General features: G+C 56.2%; 15 protein-coding genes and 1 tRNA gene. 11 read left to right on the top strand and 5 right to left on the bottom strand.

All coding sequences use genetic code 11. The features are described from left to right. The first annotated feature begins 53 nt into the window (after positions 1–53). Positions 54–129: transfer RNA gene (locus ELK40_RS21950), tRNA-Trp, on the top strand. A 98-nt stretch (positions 130–227) separates the two neighbouring features. Here ELK40_RS21950 and hdfR read toward each other — a convergent pair. Next, positions 228–1,049: an HTH-type transcriptional regulator HdfR gene (gene hdfR, locus ELK40_RS21945; protein WP_127732616.1), complete on the bottom strand. Its 822-nt coding sequence runs from the start codon at positions 1,047–1,049 to the stop codon at positions 228–230. A gap of 118 nt (positions 1,050–1,167) precedes the next feature. Here hdfR and ELK40_RS21940 point away from each other — a divergent pair, with 118 nt between their 5' ends. Continuing rightward, the gene (locus tag ELK40_RS21940) at positions 1,168–1,506 is read left to right on the top strand and encodes a DUF413 domain-containing protein (RefSeq protein ID WP_008501577.1); all 339 of its coding nucleotides are present in this window, start codon (positions 1,168–1,170) and stop codon (positions 1,504–1,506) included. A 30-nt stretch (positions 1,507–1,536) separates the two neighbouring features. On the opposite strand, the gene ELK40_RS21935 is transcribed toward ELK40_RS21940, so the two are convergent. Next, positions 1,537–3,057, bottom strand: coding sequence for a YifB family Mg chelatase-like AAA ATPase (locus ELK40_RS21935; RefSeq protein ID WP_127732614.1), 1,521 nt, complete (start codon positions 3,055–3,057; stop codon positions 1,537–1,539). 341 nt (positions 3,058–3,398) lie between these two features. Here ELK40_RS21935 and ilvL point away from each other — a divergent pair, with 341 nt between their 5' ends. From ilvL to ilvA, 7 genes are all read left to right on the top strand, one after another. Continuing rightward, the gene (gene ilvL / locus ELK40_RS21930) at positions 3,399–3,497 is read left to right on the top strand and encodes an ilv operon leader peptide (RefSeq protein ID WP_001311244.1); all 99 of its coding nucleotides are present in this window, start codon (positions 3,399–3,401) and stop codon (positions 3,495–3,497) included. 86 nt (positions 3,498–3,583) lie between these two features. Then, positions 3,584–3,634, top strand: a complete 51-nt coding sequence (gene ilvX, locus ELK40_RS22795; protein ID WP_166792073.1) for a peptide IlvX — start codon at positions 3,584–3,586, stop codon at positions 3,632–3,634. A 2-nt stretch (positions 3,635–3,636) separates the two neighbouring features. Beyond that, positions 3,637–5,283, top strand: coding sequence for an acetolactate synthase 2 catalytic subunit (gene ilvG / locus ELK40_RS21925; protein WP_127732612.1), 1,647 nt, complete (start codon positions 3,637–3,639; stop codon positions 5,281–5,283). Continuing rightward, positions 5,280–5,543: an acetolactate synthase 2 small subunit gene (ilvM, locus tag ELK40_RS21920; RefSeq protein WP_024907956.1), complete on the top strand. Its 264-nt coding sequence runs from the start codon at positions 5,280–5,282 to the stop codon at positions 5,541–5,543. Before ilvG ends, ilvM begins: the two co-directional genes overlap by 4 nt. Positions 5,544–5,561: 18 nt before the next feature. After that, on the top strand, positions 5,562–6,491 hold the full coding sequence (gene ilvE, locus ELK40_RS21915) for a branched-chain-amino-acid transaminase (protein ID WP_127732610.1): 930 nt from the start codon (positions 5,562–5,564) through the stop codon (positions 6,489–6,491). Positions 6,492–6,551: 60 nt separating this feature from the next. Next, positions 6,552–8,402 carry a dihydroxy-acid dehydratase gene (gene ilvD / locus ELK40_RS21910; RefSeq protein ID WP_127732608.1) on the top strand — a complete coding sequence of 617 codons (1,851 nt, stop codon included), beginning with the start codon at positions 6,552–6,554 and terminating at the stop codon, positions 8,400–8,402. Between the two features lie 2 nt (positions 8,403–8,404). Then, positions 8,405–9,949, top strand: coding sequence for a threonine ammonia-lyase, biosynthetic (gene ilvA, locus ELK40_RS21905; protein ID WP_039267211.1), 1,545 nt, complete (start codon positions 8,405–8,407; stop codon positions 9,947–9,949). On the opposite strand, the gene ilvY is transcribed toward ilvA, so the two are convergent. Beyond that, on the bottom strand, positions 9,946–10,836 hold the full coding sequence (gene ilvY / locus ELK40_RS21900) for an HTH-type transcriptional activator IlvY (RefSeq protein WP_111963506.1): 891 nt from the start codon (positions 10,834–10,836) through the stop codon (positions 9,946–9,948). The two genes, ilvA and ilvY, sit on opposite strands and share 4 nt — an antisense overlap. Before the next feature lie 152 nt (positions 10,837–10,988). Between ilvY and ilvC the strand changes: the two genes are divergently transcribed. Next, positions 10,989–12,464, top strand: coding sequence for a ketol-acid reductoisomerase (gene ilvC / locus ELK40_RS21895; protein ID WP_021242831.1), 1,476 nt, complete (start codon positions 10,989–10,991; stop codon positions 12,462–12,464). Positions 12,465–12,550: 86 nt separating this feature from the next. Here the strand turns inward: ilvC and ppiC (ELK40_RS21890) are convergent, their stop codons facing one another. After that, positions 12,551–12,832, bottom strand: a complete 282-nt coding sequence (gene ppiC / locus ELK40_RS21890; RefSeq protein WP_023309650.1) for a peptidylprolyl isomerase PpiC — start codon at positions 12,830–12,832, stop codon at positions 12,551–12,553. Between the two features lie 50 nt (positions 12,833–12,882). After that, entirely contained in the window at positions 12,883–13,164 is a 282-nt protein-coding gene (gene ppiC / locus ELK40_RS21885; protein ID WP_004886860.1) for a peptidylprolyl isomerase PpiC, read from the bottom strand. A 112-nt stretch (positions 13,165–13,276) separates the two neighbouring features. On the opposite strand from ppiC (ELK40_RS21885), the gene rep reads away from it, so the two are divergent. Further along, on the top strand, positions 13,277–15,301 hold the full coding sequence (rep, locus tag ELK40_RS21880) for a DNA helicase Rep (protein WP_127732606.1): 2,025 nt from the start codon (positions 13,277–13,279) through the stop codon (positions 15,299–15,301). Positions 15,302–15,318 lie beyond the last annotated feature (17 nt).

Below are 15,318 nucleotides of genomic sequence, written 5' to 3'. Positions count from 1 at the left end.
CTTATTAAGACATTAAGCCTGCCTTTTGGGCAGGCTTAATGGCAAAAAACTTTAGGGGCGTAGCTCAGTTGGTAGAGCACCGGTCTCCAAAACCGGGTGTCGCGAGTTCGAGTCTCTCCGCCCCTGCCATATATAATCCTTTGCTTCGGCAAAGGATTTTTTTTGCCTGAAATCCTGCAAAAATGCCTCTTCTTAATATTCAGCCAGCATTCCTGCTGGCTGATGTATCAGTCCATTACATTGATTTTTAATAGATCTTTTATCTGTGCTTGCTTATCACTGTTTTGCAGCCAAATCGCATACAGCGGTCTGGTAAGCGTGGTGGAATCCATCACCGTATGCAGCCCCGCTTTAGTGTCTGCCCAGCGAACAGGTAACCAGGTACATCCTCTCAGCAAGGGCAGTTGCTGACAGGCGATCTCCGCAGAGCTGGTCGTTAACTGTGGAACATCATCAGGTGCAATCAATCCAGTCTCATGCTGCTGAAAATCTGGCCCCCATTCCAGGCGCAAATAGGTCAGATCTGCCTTCATCATCGAAGGTTCAGAGGCATAAAGCGCCAGACCAAACTGGCCTACAATCTGGCTGCTAAATTCGTCCATCTTGGGGGCTTCAGTTGTGATCAGAAGATCAAGCTGACGCTCATGAAGCTGCTTAACCAGCGACTGCCGTTGCGCAATTCTCGCTTCAAATTGCAGGTGGCCGTGTGAATGATACAGCCGGGTAAGCCACTGACTTAGCATACATTCCCACAGAGAAGCGCTGGCCCCAATCGAGAACTCATTATGCCTCGAAGTATGCGCCACCTCTTTACGTGCTGCCTGCCAGGTATTCATGAGCGTTTCTGCGTACGGCAGCAGTTTCTCACCGGCAGGCGTTAAGCGAATATTGTTACGATGGCGAGTAAAAAGATTCACACCCAGTTGATTTTCCAGCTGTCGAATACGAAAACTGACTGCTGACTGCGTCAGGTAAAGGGCTTCAGCTGCTCGCCCAAAGTGGCGTGTTCTGCTCACTTCAAGGAAAGTTTTAAGCAATTCCGTATCCACATCTTTCTCCGCAAAATTATTTGTCGTTATGATTTAAATGTTTTGTTTTACACTCTGTCAAGCGTAACTAATACTCCGCGCCATAAATAGCTCGGCCAAAGAATTAGGAGCGTGTAGGATGGCGGAAAGCTTTACGACGACTAATCGTTTTTTCGACAATAAACATTATCCGCGCGGGTTCTCTCGTCACGGCGATTTCACCATCAAAGAAGCTCAACTGCTTGAGCGCCATGGTTATGCCTTTAACGAGCTGGATCTGGGTAAGCGTGAACCTGCGACCGAAGACGAAAAACAGTTTGTTTCCGTTTGCCGTGGTGAGCGTGAGCCTCAGTCTGAAGCGGAACGTGTGTGGATCAAGTATATGGCACGCATTAAGCGTCCAAAGCGCTTCCATACGCTGTCTGGTGGCAAGCCGCAGATGGAAGGTGCAGAAGACTACACCGAGTCTGATGATTAAAATGAAGAGAAGGGGCTACGGCCCCTTTTTTTATGCCAGCAACTTCTGCAGATGCAGCAGCAAACGATCGATAGCGCGGTAGCTCAGCGCCTCCTGCAAATGCTTTCTCTCAATGTCAGTGCACCCCTCCACGTCAGCAATGGTTCTGGCCACTTTTAGCAAACGCTGCCACGCACGTATAGACAGCCCAAAGCGGGTCAACGTTTCCTCCAGCCATCCCGCATCCTCACTGTTAAGGGAACAAAACTGCCGGATCCCGGCATTATCCAGCCGGGCATTTAGCCTGTTCTGACGAGCATACTGTCGCGTCTGGGCCGCAATCACCCGCTCGCGTACATCAGCTGAGCTTTCACCCGTGATACCCGTCTGCCTGAGCAGACCCGGCGGAGGAAGGGGGATTTCGAGGGATAAATCGAAACGGTCAAGGAACGGGCCGGATAACTTACCCAGATAGCGCAACGTTTGCTCCGGCGTACAGCGGTTATGGTTGCCCTGGTAGTGGCCCGTCGGGCTGGGATTCATCGCCGCGACCAGCTGAAACTGCGCGGGATAGCTTATTTTGGCCCGCGTGCGCGAGATATGTATTTCGCCAGATTCAATAGGTTCTCTCAGTGCATCCAGCACGCGGCGCTCAAACTCGGGCAGCTCATCGAGAAATAGAATTCCATTATGGGCCAGAGAGATCTCTCCCGGCCCGGGGATAGACCCGCCGCCGACCATTGCCGTCAGTGAAGCGCTATGATGCGGGGAACGAAAAGGGCGACGGCGCCACTGTTTTTGCAGCGATGCAGAACTGATGAGGCTATATATGGCTGCGCTTTCCAGCGCTTCATGATTATTGAGCGGTGGAAGCAATCCACTCAACCTGCTCGCCAGCATCGTTTTCCCCGTACCTGGTGGACCAATCAACAGAAGATTGTGCCCACCTGCGGCCGTAATCTCCAGCGCCCGTTTCCCTTGCTCCTGCCCCATAATCTCGCTGAGATCCTCCGGGACGTCGGTTATAACATCGTCACACTCCTCCGGCTCGGACAGTTCATGTCGTCCTTCCAGCCAGGCACAAACTTCCTGTAAATGTCCCGCGATGAGGCATCCTTTCTCGGCGATAAGACTCACTTCTGATGCGTTTTCATTTGCGACAATGATTTGCCGCCCGGCACGTATGGCCTCCAGCGCTCCTGATATCGCACCGGGAACGCCTCTTAACGCGCCTGTGAGCGCGAGTTCACCCACGAACTCATACAAGCCTAGCCTTGTCGTATTAAGCTGCTCAGAAGCCGCGAGAAGGGCAATTGCGATAGGTAAATCGTATCGTCCCCCCTCTTTAGGCAGATCGGCGGGAGCAAGGTTGATGGTGATCTTCTTCGCAGGGAAGGTATAACCGCTATTTATTATTGCGCTGCGAACGCGATCCCTGGCCTCTTTAACCGTCGTTTCAGGTAAGCCGACAAGCGTGAGCCCGGGTAGCCCATTACTCAAATGAACCTCAACGGAAACAAGCGGTGCCTTTACCCCGAGAGCCGCACGCGTATAAACAACTGACAGTGACATTTGCACTACCTCCTGGGGTGACTATGCCAGCGCCTTTTTTGTCTGTTTAGCGTCATTTTGCTGATTTACGCCGCCTGTTCAGAGATTTTAAGCGCACGCTGAAACAATTGCATAACCGTGGAAGCTTCCTCGCAGAATGTAAAAAGCCCCGTTTTGACGTTAAGAACTGCAGTAAAAAAATGAAAAATATTCATTTTCTAATTTCTTTATATAAAACAAAGCTTTTAAGAAATATGATTCGCTGCCTAATCAAATCCGTCATAAATAAATCTTGTGTTTGATTTAAAAACTGTGATAACTCTTTAGGTATTCCTTCGAACAAGATGCAAAAAGAACTGAAAATGACAGCCCTTCTACGAGTGATTAGCCTGGTCGTGATTAGCGTGGTGGTGATTATTATCCCACCGTGCGGGGCTGCACTTGGACGAGGAAAGGCTTAGAAATCAAGCCTTAACGAACTAAGACCCCCGCACCGAAAGGTCCGGGGGTTTTTTTATGACTAAAAAACGTAAATGAGGAGCAGAGAATGACGACTAGCACAAAATTCTGTTTCTCCCGATTTATGACGGGGAACTAACTATGAATGGGGCACAGTGGGTAGTACATGCGTTGCGCGCGCAGGGAGTCGAGACAGTATTCGGTTATCCAGGTGGCGCAATTATGCCGATTTACGATGCACTGTATGACGGCGGCGTGGAACATCTCTTGTGCCGACACGAGCAGGGCGCAGTGATGGCGGCCATTGGCTACGCCCGCTCGACCGGCAAAACCGGCGTGTGTATGGCGACGTCAGGCCCGGGCGCAACTAACCTCATCACCGGCCTGGCTGACGCGCTGCTGGATTCCGTTCCCGTTGTCGCCATCACCGGGCAGGTGGCGTCTCCGTTCATCGGTACCGACGCTTTTCAGGAAGTCGATGTACTGGGTTTATCGCTGGCCTGCACCAAACACAGTTTCCTCGTTCAGTCTCTGGAAGAGCTGCCGCGCGTAATAGCAGAAGCTTTCGAAGTGGCCAGCTCAGGCCGTCCTGGTCCGGTTCTGGTCGATATCCCGAAAGATATCCAGGTGGCACCTGGCGATCTGGAACCCCACTTCTCCACCGTTGAAAGCGACGACGCGTTTCCGCATGCGGAAGTTGAAGAGGCCCGTCAGATGATGGCGCAGGCGAAACAGCCGATGCTGTACGTCGGCGGTGGCGTCGGGATGGCGCAGGCCGTTCCCGCCCTGCGTGAATTTATCGCGGTAACGCAAATACCTGCCACCTGCACGCTGAAAGGGTTGGGTGCGGTAGATGCAGACTACCCGTACTATCTGGGCATGCTGGGGATGCACGGCACCAAAGCGGCAAACCTGGCGGTGCAGGAGTGCGATCTGCTCATCGCCGTAGGTGCCCGTTTTGACGACCGCGTCACCGGCAAGCTGAATACCTTTGCGCCGAACGCTAAAGTCATCCATATGGATATCGACCCGGCGGAGATGAACAAGCTGCGTCAGGCGCACGTTGCGCTGCAGGGCGATCTCAACGCGCTGTTACCGGCATTGCAGAAGCCGCTGGATATCAACGCATGGCGTCAGCACACCGCCGATATGCGCGCCGAGCACGCATGGCGTTACGATCACCCCGGCGAGGCCATCTACGCGCCGCTGCTGTTGAAGCAGTTGTCGGATCGCAAACCTGCTGATAGCGTCGTCACCACCGACGTCGGCCAGCACCAGATGTGGTCCGCGCAGCATATGACCTACACCAGCCCGGAAAATTTCATCACCTCCAGTGGGTTAGGGACGATGGGCTTCGGTCTGCCAGCAGCCGTTGGCGCGCAGGTCGCCCGCCCGAACGATACCGTTATCTGTATCTCCGGTGACGGCTCCTTCATGATGAACGTCCAGGAGCTCGGCACCGTTAAACGCAAGCAGTTGCCGCTGAAAATCGTCTTGCTCGACAACCAGCGTTTAGGGATGGTTCGCCAGTGGCAACAGCTGTTCTTCCAGGAGCGCTACAGCGAAACGACTCTCACCGATAACCCCGATTTCCTCACCCTGGCCAGCGCCTTTGGCATCCCTGGCCAGCACATCACCCGTAAAGATCAGGTTGAAGCGGCGCTCGACACCATGCTGAACAGCGATGGGCCTTACCTGCTTCATGTCTCAATCGACGAACTCGAGAACGTCTGGCCGCTGGTACCGCCTGGTGCCAGTAACTCACAAATGATGGAGAAATTATCATGATGCAGCATCAGGTCGCCGTACAGGCTCGCTTCAACCCGGAAACTTTAGAACGCGTTTTGCGTGTGGTGCGTCATCGTGGTTTTCAGATTTGCTCTATGAATATGGAGACAGCCACTGACGCCCGGAATATCAGTATCGAATTAACCGTTGCCAGCCCGCGGTCGGTCGACTTACTGTTTAGTCAGTTATCAAAGCTGGTAGACGTTGCCCATGTTGCCATCTGCCAGAGCACAACCACATCACAACAAATCCGCGCTTAAGCGTGACAGGACGAAAAAATGACGACAAAAAAAGCTGATTACATTTGGTTCAACGGTGAGATGGTTCGCTGGGAGGACGCGAAGGTCCACGTGATGTCCCACGCGCTGCACTACGGTACCTCCGTGTTTGAAGGCATCCGCTGCTACGATTCTCACAAAGGGCCAGTGGTGTTCCGCCATCGCGAACACATGCAGCGTCTGCATGACTCAGCCAAAATTTATCGTTTCCCGGTATCTCAGAGCGTTGATGAGCTGATGGAAGCCTGCCGCGACGTGATCCGTAAGAACAACCTCACCAGCGCCTATATTCGTCCGCTGGTCTTCGTGGGTGACGTCGGTATGGGCGTGAACCCGCCGGCCGGCTATACCACTGATGTGATCATTGCCGCGTTCCCGTGGGGTGCTTACCTGGGTGCTGAAGCCCTGGAGCAGGGGATCGACGCAATGGTCTCTTCCTGGAACCGCGTTGCGCCAAACACCATCCCGACCGCCGCGAAAGCGGGCGGTAACTACCTCTCTTCATTGCTGGTCGGCAGCGAAGCGCGCCGTCACGGTTACCAGGAAGGTATCGCGCTCGATGTGAATGGCTACATCTCCGAAGGCGCAGGTGAAAACCTGTTTGAAGTGAAAGACGGCATTCTGTTTACGCCACCATTCACCTCCTCCGCGCTGCCGGGCATCACCCGTGACGCCATCATCAAGCTGGCGAAAGACCTGGGTATCGAAGTGCGCGAGCAGGTGCTGTCCCGCGAATCCCTGTACCTGGCCGATGAAGTGTTTATGTCCGGTACCGCGGCTGAAATCACCCCGGTGCGCAGCGTAGACGGTATTCAGGTGGGCGAAGGCCGCTGTGGCCCGGTCACCAAACGCATTCAGAAAGCGTTCTTTGGCCTCTTCACCGGCGAAACAGAAGATAAATACGGCTGGTTGGATCAGGTTAATCACTAAGCATAAATTTGGGACGGCACGCACCGTCCCATTACATAGTCAGACGGGAGTCAATAAAGCATGCCTAAGTATCGTTCAGCCACCACCACCCACGGCCGCAACATGGCGGGTGCCCGCGCGCTGTGGCGCGCCACTGGAATGACCGACGCCGATTTCGGTAAGCCGATTATCGCCGTGGTGAACTCCTTCACCCAGTTCGTACCGGGCCACGTGCACCTGCGCGATCTGGGTAAACTGGTAGCCGAGCAAATCGAAGCCTCCGGCGGCGTGGCGAAAGAGTTCAACACCATTGCGGTCGATGACGGTATCGCGATGGGTCACGGGGGCATGCTCTATTCACTGCCGTCGCGCGAGCTGATCGCCGACTCCGTAGAGTACATGGTTAACGCCCACTGCGCCGATGCCATGGTCTGTATCTCCAACTGCGACAAAATCACCCCGGGGATGCTGATGGCTTCCCTGCGTCTGAATATTCCGGTGATCTTCGTCTCCGGTGGCCCAATGGAAGCGGGGAAAACCAAGCTCTCCGACAAAATCATCAAGCTCGACCTGGTCGATGCGATGATCCAGGGCGCGGACCCGAAAGTCTCTGACGAGCAGAGCGATCAGGTGGAACGCTCCGCGTGTCCGACCTGCGGCTCCTGTTCCGGTATGTTCACGGCGAACTCCATGAACTGCCTGACCGAAGCGCTGGGCCTGTCTCAGCCGGGCAACGGCTCGCTGCTGGCGACCCACGCCGACCGTAAGCAGCTGTTCCTCAACGCCGGTAAGCGCATCGTTGAGCTGACCAAACGCTACTACGAGCAGGACGACGCCAGCGCTCTGCCGCGCAGCATTGCCAGTAAAGCCGCGTTCGAAAACGCCATGACGCTGGATATCGCCATGGGCGGCTCTACCAACACCGTGCTGCACCTGCTGGCCGCCGCGCAGGAAGCCGAAATCGACTTTACCATGAGCGACATCGACAAGCTGTCCCGCAAAGTCCCGCAGCTGTGTAAGGTCGCGCCGAGTACCCAGAAGTACCATATGGAAGACGTGCACCGTGCCGGTGGTGTAATCGGTATTTTGGGCGAGCTGGATCGCGCCGGTCTGCTGAACCGTGACGTGAAAAACGTGCTCGGGGTGACGCTGCCGGAATCGCTGGACCAGTTCGACGTGATGCTGACCAAAGACGACGCGGTGAAAAAAATGTTCCGCGCCGGTCCTGCCGGTATTCGTACCACGCAGGCCTTCTCCCAGGATTGCCGCTGGGACACGCTGGACGATGACCGCGCCGAAGGCTGCATCCGCTCGCTGGAACACGCCTACAGCAAAGACGGCGGCCTGGCCGTGCTGTACGGAAACTTTGCGGAAAATGGCTGCATCGTGAAAACCGCAGGCGTGGACGACAGCATCCTGAAATTCACCGGTCCGGCGAAGGTGTACGAAAGCCAGGATGAAGCGGTAGACGCCATCCTTGGCGGTAAAGTGGTTGAAGGCGACGTGGTTGTTATTCGCTACGAAGGGCCGAAAGGCGGTCCGGGCATGCAGGAGATGCTCTACCCAACCACCTTCCTGAAATCGATGGGCCTCGGTAAAGCCTGCGCGCTGATCACCGACGGGCGTTTCTCCGGCGGTACTTCCGGCCTCTCTATCGGCCACGTTTCCCCGGAAGCGGCAAGCGGCGGCAACATTGCCATCATCGAAGACGGCGATCTGATCGAAATCGACATTCCGAATCGCGGCATTCAGCTCAAGCTGAGTGACCAGGAGATCGCAGCCCGTCGTGAAGCGCAGGAAGCGCGCGGCGACAAAGCCTGGACGCCCAAAGATCGCCAGCGCGAAGTCTCCTTTGCCCTGCGCGCCTACGCGAGCCTTGCCACCAGTGCAGATAAAGGCGCGGTGCGCGATAAATCGAAACTCGGGGGCTAACGATGGCCGAGTCACAACCCTTATCCGCCGCCCCTGAGGGGGCGGAATATCTCAGGGCGGTGCTGCGCGCACCGGTCTATGAAGCCGTGCAGGTCACGCCCCTGCAGAAAATGGAAAAGCTCTCTTCGCGCCTCGACAACGTCATTCTGGTGAAGCGCGAAGACCGCCAGCCGGTGCACAGCTTCAAGCTGCGCGGTGCCTACGCGATGATGGCCGGACTGACCGATGAGCAAAAAGCGCGCGGCGTGATTACCGCGTCGGCGGGCAACCACGCGCAGGGCGTGGCGTTCTCGTCTGCTCGTCTGGGGCTGAAAGCGCTGATCGTGATGCCGGTTGCTACCGCAGACATCAAGGTCGACGCGGTGCGCGGTTTCGGCGGTGAAGTATTACTCCACGGGGCTAACTTTGACGAAGCAAAAGCCAAAGCGATTGAGCTGGCGCAGCAGCAGGGTTTCACCTGGGTGCCGCCGTTCGACCACCCGATGGTGATTGCCGGGCAGGGCACGCTGGCGCTGGAGCTGCTGCAGCAGGATGCCCATCTCGACCGCGTCTTTGTTCCGGTGGGCGGCGGTGGCTTAGCCGCAGGCGTGGCGGTGCTGATCAAACAGCTGATGCCGCAGATCAAAGTCATTGCCGTGGAAGCGGAAGATTCTGCCTGCCTGAAAGCGGCGCTGGATGCCGGGCATCCGGTAGACCTGCCGCGCGTCGGGCTGTTTGCCGAGGGCGTGGCGGTGAAGCGTATTGGCGACGAAACCTTCCGCCTGTGCCGGGAATATCTCGACGATATCGTCACGGTGGATAGCGATGCGATCTGCGCGGCGATGAAGGATCTCTTCGAAGACGTTCGTGCGGTGGCGGAACCGTCCGGCGCTCTGGCGCTGGCGGGCATGAAAAAATACATCGCGCAGCACAACATTCGCGGCGAGCGTCTGGCGCACGTGCTTTCTGGTGCCAACGTGAACTTCCACGGTCTGCGCTACGTGTCCGAGCGCTGCGAGCTGGGGGAACAGCGTGAAGCGCTGCTGGCGGTGACCATTCCGGAAGAGAAGGGCAGCTTCCTGAAATTTTGTCAGCTGCTGGGCGGCCGTTCGGTGACGGAGTTTAACTACCGTTTTGCCGATGCCAAAGACGCCTGCATTTTTGTCGGCGTGCGTCTGAGCCGTGGCGTGGAGGAGCGTAAAGAGATCCTTAACCTGCTGCATGAAGGCGGCTATAGCGTAGTCGATCTCTCCGACGATGAGATGGCGAAGCTGCACGTGCGCTACATGGTCGGCGGGCGTCCATCGAAGCCGCTCAGGGAACGCCTGTTCAGCTTTGAGTTCCCGGAATCGCCGGGCGCGCTGCTCAAGTTCCTGCACACGCTGGGCACGCACTGGAACATCTCCCTTTTCCACTACCGCAGCCACGGTACCGACTACGGCCGCGTGCTGGCGGCGTTTGAACTGGGCGAGCACGAGCCGGATTTCGAAACGCGGCTGAACGAGCTGGGCTATGAGTGTCACGATGAAACCCATAACCCGGCGTTCAGGTTCTTCCTGGCAGGTTAGTGGTTTGGCAATATCGTCCAGAACGCATCAATAAGCGGCTCATGCAGCCGCTTTTTTTGTGCGCACACGCCAAGCTCAAACGGCGTTTTCTCATCGCTGCGCTCCAGAATCATCACGCGATTGCGCACCGGTTCCGGGCTATTTTCCAGCACCACCTCCGGCAGCAGCGCCACGCCGCAGCCGAGCGCCACCATCGACACCATCGCCTCATGGCCGCTGACCGTGGCGTAAATCGACGGATTGCTGATTTTCTGGCGGCGGAACCACAGCTCAATACGACGGCGCACCGGCCCCTGATCGGCCATGATAAACGGTACCGTGGACCAGTCCGGTTTTTCCACCGACACCTGGTTACGCACCGGGCAGGGCAGGGCCGGGGCAATGAGTACCACCGCCAGATTCTCCAGCATGGAGAATGCCACCGCGCCCGGCAGGGTTTCAGGTTTCCCGGCAATGGCGAGATCCGCTTCGCCCGTCACCACTTTTTCCATTGCGTCGGAGGCATCGCCGGTGGTGAGCTTAATTTCAACCGACGGATGCGCCGCGCGGAAGCGGTCAAGGATGGGTGGCAGATGGCTGTAGGCGGCGGTCACGGAGCAAAAAATATGCAGCTCGCCGGAAAGTGACGGCCCCTGCTGGTCAATCGAGTGCCGCAGCTGCTGGTACTGCAGCAGCGTCTGCTGGGCAAAAATGCGTAGCTCTTCGCCCGCTTCCGTGAGGGTGACGGTGCGGTTGTCGCGCACGAACAGGGGCTGGCCGAGGTCTTCCTCAAGGCGCTGGATCTGGCGTGAAAGCGTGGAGGGGCTAACGTGCATCGCCCGGGCGCTGCGGCCAAAATGACGGCTTTCCGTCAGGTGCAGGAACATTTTCAGATCGCGTAAATCCACCGATTCCACTCCCTCTTTTTACATTGCAAAAATTGCAACATGACGTTGTGAATATATCAATTTCCGCAATAAATTTCCTGTTGTAATGTGGGTACATTCTCGCTGAAACGCGAACCGAACAATAAGACACACAACATCACGAGGTATCACCCATGGCTAACTACTTTAATACACTGAACTTGCGCCAGCAGCTGGCGCAGCTGGGCAAATGCCGCTTCATGGCGCGCGACGAATTTGCCGATGGCGCGAGCTACCTTCAGGGTAAAAAAGTGGTCATCGTCGGCTGTGGCGCACAGGGTCTGAACCAGGGCCTGAATATGCGTGACTCCGGTCTGGATATCTCCTACGCCCTGCGCAAAGAAGCGATTGCCGAGAAGCGTGCTTCCTGGCGCAAAGCGACCGAAAACGGCTTCAAAGTGGGTACCTACGAAGAGCTGATCCCGCAGGCGGATCTGGTAGTTAACCTGACCCCGGACAAGCAGCACTCAGACGTTGTGCGTTCCGTACAGCCGCTGATGAAAGACGGCGCGGCGCTGGGTTACTCCCACGGCTTCAACATCGTTGAAGTGGGCGAGCAGATCCGTAAAGACATCACCGTGGTGATGGTTGCACCTAAGTGCCCGGGTACCGAAGTTCGTGAAGAGTACAAGCGTGGCTTCGGCGTGCCGACCCTGATCGCGGTTCACCCGGAAAACGATCCGAAAGGCGAAGGCATGGCGATTGCCAAAGCATGGGCAGCGGCGACCGGCGGTCACCGTGCGGGCGTGCTGGAATCGTCCTTCGTTGCCGAAGTGAAATCTGACCTGATGGGCGAGCAGACCATTCTGTGCGGCATGCTGCAGGCCGGTTCTCTGCTGTGCTTCGATAAGCTGGTGGAAGAGGGTACCGACCCGGCATATGCGGAAAAACTGATTCAGTTCGGCTGGGAAACCATCACCGAAGCGCTGAAGCAGGGCGGTATTACGCTGATGATGGACCGTCTGTCCAACCCGGCAAAACTGCGTGCTTACGCGCTGTCTGAACAGCTGAAAACCATCATGGCACCGCTGTTCCAGAAACACATGGACGACATTATCTCCGGCGAATTCTCTTCCGGCATGATGGCGGACTGGGCGAACGACGATAAGAAACTGCTTACCTGGCGTGAAGAGACCGGTAAAACCGCGTTCGAAACCGCGCCACAGTACGAAGGTAAAATCGGCGAGCAGGAGTACTTCGATAAAGGCGTGCTGATGATCGCGATGGTGAAAGCAGGCGTTGAGCTGGCGTTCGAAACCATGGTGGATTCCGGCATCATCGAAGAGTCTGCGTACTACGAATCACTGCACGAGCTGCCGCTGATTGCGAACACCATCGCCCGTAAGCGTCTGTACGAAATGAACGTGGTTATCTCTGATACCGCGGAATATGGTAACTACCTGTTCTCTTACGCCTGCGTACCGCTGCTGAAAGAGTTTATGACTACTCTGCAGACTGGCGATCTGGGTAAAGCGATTGCAGAAGGTGCCGTGGACAACGCGCAGCTGCGCGATGTGAACGAAGCCATTCGCAGCCACCAGATCGAGAAAGTGGGTCACAAACTGCGTGGCTACATGACCGATATGAAGCGTATCGCGGTAGCGGGTTAACAATCTTGTCGGGTGGCGCTTCGCTTACCCGACCTACAAAACCGTAAGATGTAGGCCGGGTAAGGCGCAGCCGCCACCCGGCTTTTTTATTTGCGATACAGCACTTTAATGATGTGATAACCAAACTGGGTATGCAGCGGGCCGGTTGGCTCCAGCACCGGGCAGGAGAAGACCACTTTATCGAACGCCGGAACCATCTGACCCTGGCGGAACTCACCCAGATCGCCGCCGCGTTTGCCTGACGGGCAGATGGAGTGCTTCTTCGCCAGCTTCCCGAAGTCGGCACCGTTTTTAATCTGCTCCAGAAGATCCAAAGCCAGTTTCTCTTCTTTAACGAGGATGTGCACTGCTGCTGCTGTTTTTGCCATGATCGTGCCTTGAATAGGTTGAAATAAATCGGGGCGCAATATACCACGCGTCAGCGGCGATAAAGCACCTTAATGATATGGTAGCCAAATTTAGTTTTTACCGGGCCGTAGGGCTTCAGAAGCGGGCAGCTAAAGACCGCCTGATCGAACGGGCCGACCATCGCACCTTGTTGAAACTCGCCGAGATCCCCACCATTGCGCCCGGAAGGGCATTTAGAGTAGCGCTTCGCCAGATGATCAAAGCTGATGCCGCGCTCCAGCTTGGCCAGGATCTCCTGGGCCAGTTTCTCTTCTTTTACCAGAATATGCAGGGCTGCTGCGGTCTTTTTCATGGTTCTGCTCTACGGGTTAAACGCGATTTCTCCACTTTATCATTAGCCGGTAAATCTGCGCCCGGCTTTCTGCTACAATCCACACCCCGTTCGAAGATTGAGCAACACTCCCATGCGTTTAAACCCTGGACAACAACAAGCGGTCGAATTCGTTACTGGACCATGCCTGGTGCTGGCAGGGGCCGGTTCGGGTAAAACCCGTGTGATCACCAACAAGATCGCCCATCTGATCCGCAACTGCGGGTATCAGGCGCGACACATTGCGGCGGTCACCTTTACCAATAAAGCGGCGCGTGAGATGAAAGAGCGCGTCGGTCAGACGCTTGGCCGTAAAGAAGCGCGTGGCCTGATGATCTCCACCTTCCACACGCTGGGGCTGGATATCATCAAACGCGAGTATGCGGCGCTGGGAATGAAGTCCAACTTCTCCCTCTTCGATGACACCGACCAGGTGGCGTTGCTCAAAGAGCTCACCGAGGGGCTGATCGAAGATGACAAAGTGCTGTTGCAGCAGCTGATCTCGACGATCTCGAACTGGAAAAACGATCTGATGACCCCGGCTCAGGCCGCGGCGATCGCCAAAGGCGAACGGGATCGGATCTTCGCCCACTGCTACGGTCTGTACGATGCGCATATGAAAGCGTGCAACGTGCTGGACTTTGACGACCTGATCCTGCTGCCCACGCTGCTGCTGCAGCGCAATGAAGAGGTGCGCGAGCGCTGGCAGAATAAAATCCGCTACCTGCTGGTGGATGAATATCAGGACACCAACACCAGTCAGTACGAGCTGGTGAAGCTGCTGGTGGGGAATCGGGCGCGTTTCACCGTGGTAGGCGACGACGATCAGTCAATTTACTCCTGGCGCGGCGCGCGCCCACAAAACCTGGTGCTGCTGAGCAAAGATTTCCCGGCGCTGCAGGTGATTAAGCTCGAGCAGAACTACCGCTCCTCCGGGCGTATCCTGAAGGCAGCAAACATCCTGATTGCCAATAACCCGCACGTATTTGAGAAGCGTCTCTTCTCTGAACTGGGCTATGGAACGGAGCTGAAAGTGCTCAGCGCCAACAATGAGGAGCATGAAGCGGAGCGCGTCACGGGCGAGCTCATCGCTCACCACTTCGTCAACAAAACAGAATATAAGGATTACGCGATCCTCTATCGCGGTAATCACCAGTCGCGCGTCTTTGAAAAGATGCTGATGCAGAACCGCATTCCGTACAAAATCTCGGGCGGCACGTCGTTCTTCTCACGGCCAGAGATCAAAGACCTGCTGGCATATCTGCGTGTGCTCACTAACCCGGATGACGACAGCGCGTTTCTGCGTATTGTGAATACGCCAAAACGCGAGATAGGCCCGGCGACGCTGCAAAAGCTCGGCGAGTGGGCGATGACCCGCAACAAAAGTATGTTTACTGCCAGCTTTGACATGGGGCTGAGCCAGACGTTAACCGGGCGTGGCTATGACTCGTTAACCCGCTTCACCCACTGGCTCGGCGAAGTACAGCGTCTCGCGGAGCGCGAGCCGGTGGCTGCAGTGCGCGATCTCATTCACGGCATCGACTATGAGTCCTGGCTGTATGAAACCTCAGCCAGCCCGAAGGCGGCTGAGATGCGCATGAAGAACGTTAACCAGCTTTTCAGCTGGATGACCGAAATGCTGGAGGGCTCTGAAATCGACGAGCCTATGACCCTGACGCAGGTCGTCACCCGCTTTACCCTGCGCGACATGATGGAGCGCGGCGAGAGCGAAGAAGAGGCCGATCAGGTTCAGCTCATGACGCTGCATGCGTCAAAAGGGCTGGAGTTTCCGTATGTCTATCTGGTTGGTATGGAAGAGGGATTGTTGCCGCACCAGAGCAGCATTGATGAAGATAACGTCGATGAGGAGCGCCGCCTGGCCTACGTGGGGATCACCCGCGCGCAGAAAGAGCTGACGTTCACGCTGTGTAAAGAGCGCCGCCAGTATGGCGAACTCGTCCGCCCGGAGCCGAGTCGTTTCCTGCTGGAACTGCCGCAGGATGACCTGATCTGGGAGCAGGAGCGCAAAGTGATTACCGCGGAAGAGCGGATGCACAAGGGGCAGGCTAACGTGGCGAACATTCGCGCCATGCTGGCTAAAGCCAAAGAGAAAGGATAATGATGAGTAGCCGGGCA

Source organism: Enterobacter sp. N18-03635, from assembly GCF_004006055.1.
Classification (GTDB): domain Bacteria; phylum Pseudomonadota; class Gammaproteobacteria; order Enterobacterales; family Enterobacteriaceae; genus Enterobacter; species Enterobacter vonholyi.
Note: the sequence above shows the minus strand (reverse complement) of the source record. Positions and strands in the feature narration are given on the sequence as shown.

Excerpts from the sequence above, each read along its gene's own strand:
- ELK40_RS21940 (WP_008501577.1), top strand. The coding sequence starts at position 1,168 with ATGGCGGAAAGCTTTACGACGACTAATCGTTTTTTCGACAATAAACAT.
- ELK40_RS21935 (WP_127732614.1), bottom strand. The coding sequence starts at position 3,057 with ATGTCACTGTCAGTTGTTTATACGCGTGCGGCTCTCGGGGTAAAGGCA.
- ilvL (WP_001311244.1), top strand. The coding sequence starts at position 3,399 with ATGACAGCCCTTCTACGAGTGATTAGCCTGGTCGTGATTAGCGTGGTG.
- ilvG (WP_127732612.1), top strand. The coding sequence starts at position 3,637 with ATGAATGGGGCACAGTGGGTAGTACATGCGTTGCGCGCGCAGGGAGTC.
- ilvM (WP_024907956.1), top strand. The coding sequence starts at position 5,280 with ATGATGCAGCATCAGGTCGCCGTACAGGCTCGCTTCAACCCGGAAACT.
- ilvE (WP_127732610.1), top strand. The coding sequence starts at position 5,562 with ATGACGACAAAAAAAGCTGATTACATTTGGTTCAACGGTGAGATGGTT.
- ilvD (WP_127732608.1), top strand. The coding sequence starts at position 6,552 with ATGCCTAAGTATCGTTCAGCCACCACCACCCACGGCCGCAACATGGCG.
- ilvA (WP_039267211.1), top strand. The coding sequence starts at position 8,405 with ATGGCCGAGTCACAACCCTTATCCGCCGCCCCTGAGGGGGCGGAATAT.
- ilvC (WP_021242831.1), top strand. The coding sequence starts at position 10,989 with ATGGCTAACTACTTTAATACACTGAACTTGCGCCAGCAGCTGGCGCAG.
- ppiC (WP_023309650.1), bottom strand. The coding sequence starts at position 12,832 with ATGGCAAAAACAGCAGCAGCAGTGCACATCCTCGTTAAAGAAGAGAAA.
- ppiC (WP_004886860.1), bottom strand. The coding sequence starts at position 13,164 with ATGAAAAAGACCGCAGCAGCCCTGCATATTCTGGTAAAAGAAGAGAAA.
- rep (WP_127732606.1), top strand. The coding sequence starts at position 13,277 with ATGCGTTTAAACCCTGGACAACAACAAGCGGTCGAATTCGTTACTGGA.